The organism is Pyrobaculum sp. (assembly GCF_049971835.1).
Lineage (GTDB): Archaea > Thermoproteota > Thermoprotei > Thermoproteales > Thermoproteaceae > Pyrobaculum.
In genome coordinates this window covers 1-9,910 of record NZ_JBMFKV010000068.1, presented here as the reverse complement: position 1 = coordinate 9,910, position 9,910 = coordinate 1, and the positions used below count along the sequence as shown (strand labels likewise).

Annotated in this window: 10 protein-coding genes; 6 read left to right on the top strand and 4 right to left on the bottom strand. The window is 54.0% G+C overall.

Features of this window, described 5'->3' with window-relative positions:
- Positions 1-227: 227 nt before the first annotated feature.
- The 3 genes from ACP5J3_RS07360 to rimI form a co-directional block, all read right to left on the bottom strand.
- Positions 228-995 (bottom strand): metallophosphoesterase, encoded by a 768-nt coding sequence (locus tag ACP5J3_RS07360; RefSeq protein WP_428495090.1) that lies wholly within the window; start codon positions 993-995, stop codon positions 228-230.
- A 24-nt stretch (positions 996-1,019) separates the two neighbouring features.
- Complete coding sequence (locus ACP5J3_RS07355) at positions 1,020-1,529, bottom strand: hypothetical protein (protein WP_428495089.1); 510 nt, start codon at positions 1,527-1,529, stop codon at positions 1,020-1,022.
- A gap of 135 nt (positions 1,530-1,664) precedes the next feature.
- Positions 1,665-2,153, bottom strand: coding sequence for a ribosomal protein S18-alanine N-acetyltransferase (gene rimI, locus ACP5J3_RS07350; protein ID WP_263242854.1), 489 nt, complete (start codon positions 2,151-2,153; stop codon positions 1,665-1,667).
- Positions 2,154-2,237: 84 nt separating this feature from the next.
- Between rimI and ACP5J3_RS07345 the strand changes: the two genes are divergently transcribed.
- The 5 genes from ACP5J3_RS07345 (at position 2,238) to ACP5J3_RS07325 (ending at position 8,252) form a co-directional block, all read left to right on the top strand.
- Complete coding sequence (locus ACP5J3_RS07345; protein WP_428495088.1) at positions 2,238-5,096, top strand: hypothetical protein; 2,859 nt, start codon at positions 2,238-2,240, stop codon at positions 5,094-5,096.
- A complete protein-coding gene (locus ACP5J3_RS07340; RefSeq protein WP_428495087.1) occupies positions 5,086-5,598 on the top strand; it encodes a hypothetical protein in 513 nt (170 codons plus the stop codon). Before ACP5J3_RS07345 ends, ACP5J3_RS07340 begins: the two co-directional genes overlap by 11 nt.
- On the top strand, positions 5,598-6,347 hold the full coding sequence (locus ACP5J3_RS07335) for a DNA double-strand break repair nuclease NurA (protein ID WP_428495086.1): 750 nt from the start codon (positions 5,598-5,600) through the stop codon (positions 6,345-6,347). Before ACP5J3_RS07340 ends, ACP5J3_RS07335 begins: the two co-directional genes overlap by 1 nt.
- Before the next feature lie 220 nt (positions 6,348-6,567).
- Positions 6,568-7,749 carry a pyridoxal phosphate-dependent aminotransferase gene (locus ACP5J3_RS07330; RefSeq protein ID WP_428495085.1) on the top strand — a complete coding sequence of 394 codons (1,182 nt, stop codon included), beginning with the start codon at positions 6,568-6,570 and terminating at the stop codon, positions 7,747-7,749.
- Positions 7,746-8,252, top strand: coding sequence for an 8-oxo-dGTP diphosphatase (locus tag ACP5J3_RS07325; protein ID WP_428495084.1), 507 nt, complete (start codon positions 7,746-7,748; stop codon positions 8,250-8,252). The genes ACP5J3_RS07330 and ACP5J3_RS07325 overlap by 4 nt, the downstream gene beginning before the upstream one ends.
- Here ACP5J3_RS07325 and ACP5J3_RS07320 read toward each other — a convergent pair.
- Entirely contained in the window at positions 8,199-8,762 is a 564-nt protein-coding gene (locus ACP5J3_RS07320; RefSeq protein ID WP_428495083.1) for a transcription factor, read from the bottom strand. The genes ACP5J3_RS07325 and ACP5J3_RS07320 overlap by 54 nt on opposite strands.
- 44 nt (positions 8,763-8,806) lie before the next feature.
- Here ACP5J3_RS07320 and ACP5J3_RS07315 point away from each other — a divergent pair, with 44 nt between their 5' ends.
- Complete coding sequence (locus ACP5J3_RS07315; protein WP_428495082.1) at positions 8,807-9,706, top strand: radical SAM protein; 900 nt, start codon at positions 8,807-8,809, stop codon at positions 9,704-9,706.
- The last annotated feature ends 204 nt before the right edge of the window (positions 9,707-9,910 follow it).

Below are 9,910 nucleotides of genomic sequence, written 5' to 3'. Positions count from 1 at the left end.
GATCTTAGGGGTGGAGAAGTGGAGCAGAAAACCAAATCAGATACAGCTCACCAGAGACGCCCTGGATGCGCTGATGAGGCTGGAGCCTGTGTGCAGAGCCTTGGGCATATGCCAAAAAGCTTAAAAACGGTGAAGGAAGAATAACGGGGCCGTAGTCTAGCGCCTCATCTTATATGTTTTGTAGATATAGCGCCTCAAGAGATCCCCCACAGCCGAAGGCGCCGTGGCTAGGCTACGTTAGTTATGTCTGATAGAGTTCCTACAAACGTAAAATCGGTGAGGTAAATCTCTACGCTTTCTGGGTCCCACTCTATGTACTTGAGAAATGTACGTCCCTCGGCGGCCATTTTGGGTATTTCTCTAACGTCGACGCCTGTAATCAACGGGTGGCTAGCCGGTAGCACTACAACCTTAATCCTGCCGCGCCTCTTACACGGCTCCTCGTAGAGGGCTTTACATATTTTCGTTCGTGAGGCATTTATCTTGAGTATCGCCGGCTCCTTCACGGCGTAGCCTAGCTCGTCTCTAATCACCACGGCGGGGTGTGTATGGCCCATGATAACCCCCTCCGCCCGCTCTAAATCCTCCTTAGCCGGCTTTACATGTCCGTGGAAGAGCAGGTACCTCTCAAGGAGTACCCCCCTGGCCGGCGCCACCTCGACGCCCTCTATGCCGCTTGCGATCTCTTGAAGGAGGGAGTCGTGGTTGCCCGGTATTAGGAGGAGCGGCACCTTTCTCGCCACGGCTCTGAGGAACGTCTTTACCTCCTCGACGCTTTCCCGGGGCACCGGGAGCTCGTGCTTCACATCGCCTAATATAGCCACCGAGGTTACGCCGTGGTGATCCACAAGCTCGAGAACGCCGTCGATCAGCTTCCGGGTCTGGCTCATAACATTTATCCCGCGTTCCCTCCTCAACTCTACCTCGTACCCCACATGGGTGTCGGCTAGTAGCAAGATCTTCTCGCGGCGGAGGCTCAACACCACACCTCTCACGCAGTTGCACCGTTCTATATAATTTTATCTTTTCCCAGCGTTGGCACATTTGTAAAGCTCCACTGCCGCCTTAGCCATGTCAAGTGTAGCTATTGACCTAACTCTATAGGGAGGCACGCCCACTGCTCTGTGCACCGCCATCTTCTCGTCGAAACGCACCACATGGACCTCTCCCAATCTGCCGTATTGCCTAAGGAAGTCTCTACCTGGACGCTTAATCACCTTGTTCAGCACCACCCCCAACACCGGCCTCCTGACTATTGCGTGCACCACCTCGACAGAGGCCAGCGTCTGGTAGTCCTCGTCAGCCACATAAATAACAGAGTCGCAACGTAGAAGCTCAGCCAGGTGGCGCCTATCAGTCAATTGAAAGGCTGGGAAGTCGACGATCAGAAGCCCAGAGCCGGGGCTTCCGCCCAGCGGCTTCACCACACGCGCCGGGTTCCCCAGCGCCCTCCAGACAAACGCCATTAGCTCGGCAAATGTACTTTTTCCAGTTCCCCCCTTGGCGCCGCTCGTGACGCAGATCCGCACACATTGTATTGCATTTATACCCACCTATAGTTAGCTAAAAAGCGTATATGGGACGTGGATAGGAAGTTTCTGGAGGGCTACATAAAGCTGGAAGACTACGTCAAGCTGTACCACCTAAAGAAGTGTAAGCCGGCCCTATACCTGGTGAAGCTTCTCTTTGACGTCTAGACAGAACTCCCGAGCTCTTTTCTTATCTCTCAAGACAAGCCTATAGCCGTCTTCCCCATCGCCGTAGTAAGACTTAAGCGTCTCCGAGATCTCAAACCCAGCGGCTCTGTAGAGGCTAAGCGCGGGTGTGTTGGAAACCCTAACTTCGAGAAAAACTTCGGCGACTCTGCCGGTTGCCAGTAGTTGCAACGCGGTGCACAACAACGCCCTGCCCACGCCGCGCCTCCGGTACTCCGGCGCCACGGCGATGGATATGACGTGCGCCGCGTTGCCCTCTATACACGTTATAATATACCCGACTACGCCCCCGGAGGTTACATATACATATGAGTGATCGTTGCAGTAGGCGCATAAGAACCTGAGTAGATCCTCGCTATATACGTCGTCTTGTTTAAACGACACATGTTCAATTTCAAGAATACGAGGAATGTCAAGCGCTTGACAGCGGCGAATCACACAAAGCCCAAATAGCACCTATATTAACATCTCTACACGGTAATTTATCTACAGAACATATAAGACGAGGCGCTGAGTCGTTAAGTGTACGCCTTTGTCGATCTGCCGTTTAGCCCCAGCGGGGTGACGCACCTCCTGCGCAGACACAGGACAGTCGGCTTCGACAAGGAGCTCAGAGAGCTGGCCGAGGTGCTGAGGACAGTGAAGGAGGGCAACAACAACGTGCTCGCAGTGGTCATCGCGCCTTATGGCTGGGGCAAGAGCGAGTTACTAGACGAGCTGGAGTCCCTGGCAGAGGGGGAGGGGTTCGACGTGTACAGAACGGCGCTTTCGCTAGAGGAGGACTTCGTCATAGAGGTGGCGTCGAAAAAACGGGACAAGCCGATGCTGGTCTTAATAGACGAGGCAGATGAGCTCTCCCGCATCGTCGCGGTTCATAAACTAGGCGCGTTGAGCGACGATAGATTTGTCAAAATGGTGCAGAAAGTCGCCACCTACATAAGAGCCCTCCTAGAGCCCAGATCGTACAGATACCTCCTAGGAGAACCAGAGAGGTTTAACAAAGTGGCTATTGTGGCGGCGCTGACGCCGCAGCTCTACTACACCATACTTAAGAACGTGGTGCCAGATGTCTTCGATCTGACAAGCGGCAGAGTCTACAGAGAGGTGGTAATAGACACGAGATTTCCGTTTTGGCAATTTGTGGAGCTTGTAAAGCAGAGACTACTCGCATATTCAGACGACGAGAGGATAAGAGAAATAGAGAGAGGCGAGCTAGACCAGTTGAGCCCCTTCTCTATACATGAGCTGTCGGCGGTGTACCACCTGGCGAAGCGGAGAGGGGAGGCCGCGCCTAGGCCTCTGCTGAAGCTAATGGCAAGGCTCTTCCAGATAAAGAAAGAGGGGGGGAGGCTGGCGCGCCTCCTAAGAGAAGAGGGGTTTGACCTAGACGTAGACGACGAAATTCTGGAACTCGCATTCGCCGCAATACCGGTGAAATACAAAAAGCCGTATCTAAAAGAGGTGTACCTCTACAGAATACCCTTCGAGGATAAAGACGCCATGAGTGTTGCTAGGGAGTACGTCGCGGCGAGAGGCAAGGAGCTGGACATAAAGGATCCTAAAAACATATCCTACGAGCCGTACCTGTACTACTCCCTGGTGGAGGGGGGGAGGCTCTTCCTCTACCTAATCGCCGAAGAGGATCTTGCCCTAGAGAGATATTCACTTGGCAGAGGATACGTCGTTTCTGAAGACGTGGCGAAGCTCGTCGGCTGGGAGGAGGCGCAGACAATCGCCGCGGTGGCAAAGGAGTACAGCCAGCGGCTGGAGAACCCAATAGCCCTGCTGGAAGAAGCCGAGAGGGCGCTGTCGCTGGAGGGTATAAGGCTGAGGCGTTGTTGCGGCTACGCGCTGTGGAATAACAACATGGGCCTGCGCGAGGCCTACCTATTCCTGTACATCGACAGAGAGGAGGAGTTGAGGAAAATCTCCGAAGAGCTCTCAGAAGTGGCGTCGCAGGGCGTCTTAAACGGCTACGTAGTCGACTACCTCAACGTCTTTGTCGTAAGCCGCGTCTTGCTCACCGACACGATACAACAAGCCTTGGCCCCCCTGATGACTGCCTACTGGAAGCGCCACTTCCGCGACCCAGTGTCGAAATTCGCCACTGTGGAGATATACGGCGCCGACAAGTACGAAAAGCTGAAACAGGAAATTGTAAAATACGTGATTGACAAGTTGTTGAAGAGAGGGGAAAAGCCACCCGAGTTTGTAGACGCCGTGAGACTCGGGAGGGAGAAGGCGAGAGAGAACATACTCAAATACACCATAGCGCTGAGGAAGGGCAGGGAGAAGAAGATCGTGGCGCTTGTAAAAGCCGCCGAGGCGCTGGACGGCGGAGGAGACGTAGAGGGGCTTAGGTCATACCGCGAAATCGAGGAAATTCTACTCTCAGCCTTCGAAGAGTCGATACATGAGAAAGAACTGAAATCGCTCATAGCGACGCTGTTCCCAGTAAACCTATGGAGAGAGATGAGGGAAGAGGACCTCATTGAGTTAATGAAGCTAAGAGGCGTCGTGGTGCCGCTTGGCGAGAGGCTGTATAAGTACAGAGACGACCTAGCCAAGAGATACATCTCCGAGATCCTGCGCCAGCTAGAAGCTCTCAGAGAGGTAAGAGTCGAGAGGCAGACCCCGCTGGGGCCTGTGAAGCTAGTGAAGAAGATGGACATAGGGGAGTTAAAGACTTCAATAGCAGATAGACAAGACTATGCCAAGGCCTTGAGAGAAGCTGTGTTGAAACTACACGAAGCCAGGGAGATGTACGAGAAAGTCAAAGAAGAACTGGAGCGAGAAGCCGAGGAAAAGGCCAGGCTATTGAGGAGGATATCGACGGTGCTAGACAAGTATCCACAGAGGAGGAAGTTTATAGATCTAGGCAGGCTAGACGAGAATACTATAAGAAGAGAGGAGTCAATCGTCCAGAAGGCCGAGGAGGCGTTGAAGATCTGGGGCGGCGTTAGGCAGATGGCCAGCGCAGTGGGCTCGCGGCTAGACGTGGAGAGGGACCTAAAGCTTCTGCTGGAGCTACCGGAGCCCTGGCTCGACGACTACGTGGCGGCTCTTAAGATATACGCCGCCGAGATCGAGAAGAGATACGGCGCGTTGATGGAGCTGGAGAGGGCTAGAAAAGCCGCCTTGGAGTGGCTAAGGGCTAAGCTCGGGATTGAGGAAGAGGATTTAGACAAGGCCCTAGACATAGCCGCCGCGAAAACTGGCGTACGTAGAAAGTTGCTAGAGTCCGTGGCCCGCCGGGGAAGAGGCGCCGTACTAGACGTCGACGAGCTGGCGAAGGAGTCGGGTGTTGAGAAAGAGGAGGTTGAGAGAGATCTAGAAAAGCTCTACAAAGCCCGTGTAATTGAGAAGAAATATGTCGCCTAGGATCACAATTTTGAGAGAAGAAGCCGCCGCGGAGGAGGGAGACGTAATAATAGACGCAAGAGGCCAGCCCCAGTTCTTCGACGTAGTAATCCTAAGCGGCAGAGAGCTGAAGTCCATAGTAGCCACTGGAGCCGTCAGCGCCGGGGTCCCCATAGGCGTGGGTAAGTATACCAAGAAGCCCGTGGCGGCGGTGATAGGCGAGAAGATATACATCAAGGGGATGCCCCTCACCCTGTACGCCGAGATGGGGATTCTCGAAAAGGAGTTGGCAGAGGCGCTCAGCAAAACCAGCCACGAGGCGGACATACTACTTCGAAAGCTAAAAGAAATCGTCGTTGCCGAGAGGCGGCGCCACAAGAGGTCACAAACTCTCTCAATACTAGGGCAGTACATAGCAGGAGAAATTAACGAACTCCCCCCACACCTAGCAGATCTACTGGGGGGGCTGGATAGGGAGTCTATAAGGAAATTATTCGACCGCCTAGTTGAGGAGATTTACTAATGAGAGACCTCCTATCCGCCGTGCTCAGGCTGGCTGAGTTGGAGACCCCGCCGAGGCTTCTGGAGATACCCAGAGAGCTGAGTCAATTGGTCACTCCATGTGAAGAGGGGGGTAGGCCTATTGAGTACTACGCGGTAGACTCCGGCTACGTTGTGCAGAGGGTGGGGCCGCGGGACATCCTAATACAGTCAATAGTCGCCATCGGGCGAGACATCAAGAGAAAATACATCGTCACTACAGTGACGGGCGACCCCCACGTCGAAGCGCGCATCAGGGAAATACGCTTTGCAGAGTTCATAAACTCAGACATAGTGTTGGTTGACGGCCCCCTCACGCCCTATGTAAACACGGCCAGAATCATAGGGGTGTCCAAAGATCCGCGGCTTGCGAGATACGGGCCGAGGATACCCGACGCAGATCTAAGAGACAAATTCACAAAACTCTCCAGATACGTAGGGGAGAGGGGAGTCGTAGAAGCTCTGTTAGCCAGAGCCCCCCCAGGCTCGTATCTACCCCCGGTGGATCTAGGGGAGTTGGCTGGCACATTTTTCAAATCAGACTGGGTGATATATGTAGAGTTTCCAAAAAGCTATAGGCCGGAGGTCTTGTGCCAGCTATTTAGGAGGTATCCCATAAGGCTGAGGCTGGCGCATCACTTGGCAAAGGTTAATAGAGAGTATCTAAAAACAGTGAAGATAATGCTGTCAACGGTACTGGGCGCGCCGCCTCGTTTCAGGGATTTTCTATAACCCTTTATATACATATATAAGTTGTGCAAGAGCCATGTTAATACAATCGTCAAGAGAGTCGAGGTTATACCTCTTGCATATCTTATATAGATGTTCTAATTCCTCCTCCGAAAGAGGAATTACTACCTGTTCCATATCCAAGTGTATGGCCCTGGTTATATACCCCCTTTACAAAAAACGTACACGTAAACATATATATACAATCCATCCGACGGACATAATGCGAGGGCTTTCTCCCAGAATCTCGGCTCTTAGAGAGTCGCCCACCCGCAAAATTGACGAACTACGTGAAAAACTTAGGAGAGAGAACAGAGACGTAATTCTACTCTCAACAGGCCAGCCATCTATCCCACCCCCCCGCGAGGTGAGGGAGGCCCTCGGGGAACTACTCAAGACAGAGTCGATGGAGCTGTACGGGTACACGCCAAGCCAAGGTATTTATGAAGTTAGGCAGGCGATATCAGAGGACTTGAGGAGGCTAGGCGGCCTAGAGGTGCCCCCAGAGCAGATAGTCCTAACAGCCGGGGGCCAGGCCGCCATGTTTTCCACACTGGCGACGTTAATAGAGCCGGGAGACGAAGTCGTGGTGACAGACCCCACGTATTTCGGCTATAGACCGCTGTTGGAGTACTTCGGCGCAGTTATAAAACCCGTAGTCACGTCGCTGGAAGGCGGTTTTCAACCAGATCCCGAAACTTTGAAAGGTGTAGTTAGCAGAAAGACGAAGGCCATGATACTAGTAAGCCCCGACAACCCCACTGGGAGGACTCTGAGAGAGGACGTGGCCAAGGCCGTGGCCGACCTCGCCGTTGACTACGACTTCTGGCTAATAACCGACGAGGCCTACAAAACACTGATCTACGAAGGGAGCCACGTGTATCTCTACAAAATGGCGCCGGAGCGCACGATTTCAATCAATACCTTTTCTAAGGATCCGGCCATCCCCGGGTGGCGTCTTGGCTACGTATACGGGCCGCCGGAGGTGATACCCAGAATCAAGCTGGTCAACGAGGAAATGGTCTACTGCCCCCCGTCGTTCGCCCAGAGGCTCGTGGCCATATACCTCCGCTCCGAGTCTAGGACGAGGTATATAAGGGAGGTGGTGGAGATATACCGCCAGAAAAGAGACGTCGCCGTGGCGGCGTTGAGGAGGTACGTGCCAGAGGCGAGGTTTGTGGTGCCGTCGGGGTCCATGTTCGTATTTGCAGACCTCTCGCGGTACATAAGCGACGGGGAGATCTTCGCGAGGGAGTTGCTGGAAAGGTACGGAGTCGCGGTGGTCCCCGGCTCCTACTTCAGCAATGTGTACAAAGCCGCTGTACGTATCTCCTTCGTGACGGAGACGCCGCAGAGGATCGAGGAGGGGATTAGGAGGATCGGCGAGGCGCTTAGAGCCACGTGATACTTGTAGAGACGCTTCTGTACCTGCTCAGAGGCGGGGAGGTCCTTCTGATTCTAAAGAAGCGGGGACTCGGGGCGGGCCTCTACAACGGCGTAGGCGGCAAGGTGAAGCCGGGGGAGACGCCGGAGGAGGCCGCCGTGAGGGAGGCCGTGGAGGAGATCGGCGTGAAACCGTTGCAACTGAATTGGGGCGGCCTTCTTGAGTTTTGGAATTTTGTAGACGGCGGCGTTGAGTCCGTCCACTATGTCCACGTGTTTACGTCGAATAGCTACGTGGGGGAGCCGCGGGAAAGCGAGGAGGCCATCCCCCATTGGTTTAGGAGGGAGGAGGTGCCTTACGACAAGATGTGGGAAGACGACCGCTACTGGCTTCCTATTGTGCTGGGGGGAGGGCGGATCTACGGGAGGTTTGAGTTTCAAAAATGGAAGTTGAGGAGGTGGAGTCTCTACCTACTTGAGGAGGCTAGCCAGCCTCTCCTTGATCTGGTTAAGCTCGGCACGTAGCCTCTCCACCTCCTGCCTCAGCTTCGTGTTTTCCTCTGCGAGGTCTTTACACTCCCTCGGCGCCGCGACTTGTTGACACCTGTCGCTTCTGACCCAGTAGTAGAGCTCCGTCCTGTCTTTCCGCCACCGGAGCTCCCCAGCGGAGGGATCTAGCTCTATTTCGGTTATTATCATGAATATGTCGCCTTTGTCCAAGCCGTGTCTAGGCGCCTGTTCGTTGAAAAACCACTCTTTCATCTCGTCGAAGATCTCTCTGCTGGTTCTCCTAAACTCCTCGGAGTCCCTAATCTTGTTAAAAATCTCCTCTCCCTGGGGCCCGAACTTCTCCCTAAGGGAGCCCGCCACTGCGCCAAACAGTAGCCTAAAGAAGTCGGGCCTCCCTCCGGCGCCGTATCTTCCGAATAGCCTCCCCGCCGAGGTCTTCCCCGTATTCCACCTGATGACGAGGATCTGCTTACCCGCCCTCTCCTCCACGTGGACCCTCTCTACCGTCCTCTCCTCCTCAGCCATGTATACAAACTTACAGTTTTTAAATAAAGATCCGCGCCCCGTACGTGTATTACAACATGGTGTTTAGAGGGGGCTTTGCGAGGGGGTGCGAGCTGTGCCTCCTGGGCGCCAAAAGCGTAATATTTATCACAGGCCTCTGTCCCCTTAGCTGTTTCTACTGTCCTGTGAGCGCCGAGAGGTTCGGCCGCGACGTTATTTATGTAAACGACGTGCCTGTACAGAGGCTGGAGGATATACCCAGAATCGTCGCAGAGTACGCCTCCGACGGCGCCGCCGTGACCGGGGGGGATCCCTCGGTGGTGGCCGAGAGAGTCAAGGCCGTGGCGGACATCTTAAAGAGAGAATTCGGCGACGGCTTCCACATACACATGTACACCCACATCCTCAACCTAAACAGCAAAAGAGTCGGCATCTTGGCGTCCAGCCGGGTGGACGAGGTTAGGATACACATAACGTCGAGGGGGCAGGCGGCTGGGAGGGAGAAGTATCTAAAGGCCCTTGCCGCGGCTGGGAAAACCCTCGGCGCCGAGGTGCCGGCCCTTCCGGGATATGAAAGAGAAATCGCAGATGCCGTCAACGCCTTGGCGCCCTACATAAGCTTCGTAAACATCAACGAGCTAGACGTCTCTGAAAGCAACGTGGAAAGGCTGAGGGCCGCGGGGTACAGAGTGGAGGGCCTCAACGTGGCTGGGAGCCTAGAGGCGGCGAGGAAGATAGCCGAGATGGTGGCTGTGCCGGCCCACATATGCACAGGCCGCTCGAAAGACATTGTGCAGATTGGGTCACGCCAATTTAGACACGCCATGGCCACGGCCGCGCCTAATGAATACGTACGCGACGACGGAGCCGTGTACTACGACGAGGGGGGAGCACATCCGCGAAGCCTAAAGGCGAGCAACATAAAGATAAGGCTGACAGTAGGCACAAAAAAACTCGAGATATAGTTGCTTATTAAGATGTTAAATAGACATGAAGATACTCACAGCCCTCCTCATCCTAACACCCATCGTAATAGCCGCCACAAACGCCACAGACCCCTTCGCCAAGATAAACCAGACAATAGAGAGCATACTCTCATCAATAGACAGCTTTCTACAAAATCTCAAAAACATACTAAAGACACACATAATCTCCATCTCAAAAACACT

Bases quoted from the DNA above. Each gene is read 5' to 3' on its own strand.
- ACP5J3_RS07330 (WP_428495085.1), top strand. From the start codon at position 6,568: ATGCGAGGGCTTTCTCCCAGAATCTCGGCTCTTAGAGAGTCGCCCACC.
- ACP5J3_RS07320 (WP_428495083.1), bottom strand. From the start codon at position 8,762: ATGGCTGAGGAGGAGAGGACGGTAGAGAGGGTCCACGTGGAGGAGAGG.
- ACP5J3_RS07340 (WP_428495087.1), top strand. From the start codon at position 5,086: ATGTCGCCTAGGATCACAATTTTGAGAGAAGAAGCCGCCGCGGAGGAG.
- ACP5J3_RS07335 (WP_428495086.1), top strand. From the start codon at position 5,598: ATGAGAGACCTCCTATCCGCCGTGCTCAGGCTGGCTGAGTTGGAGACC.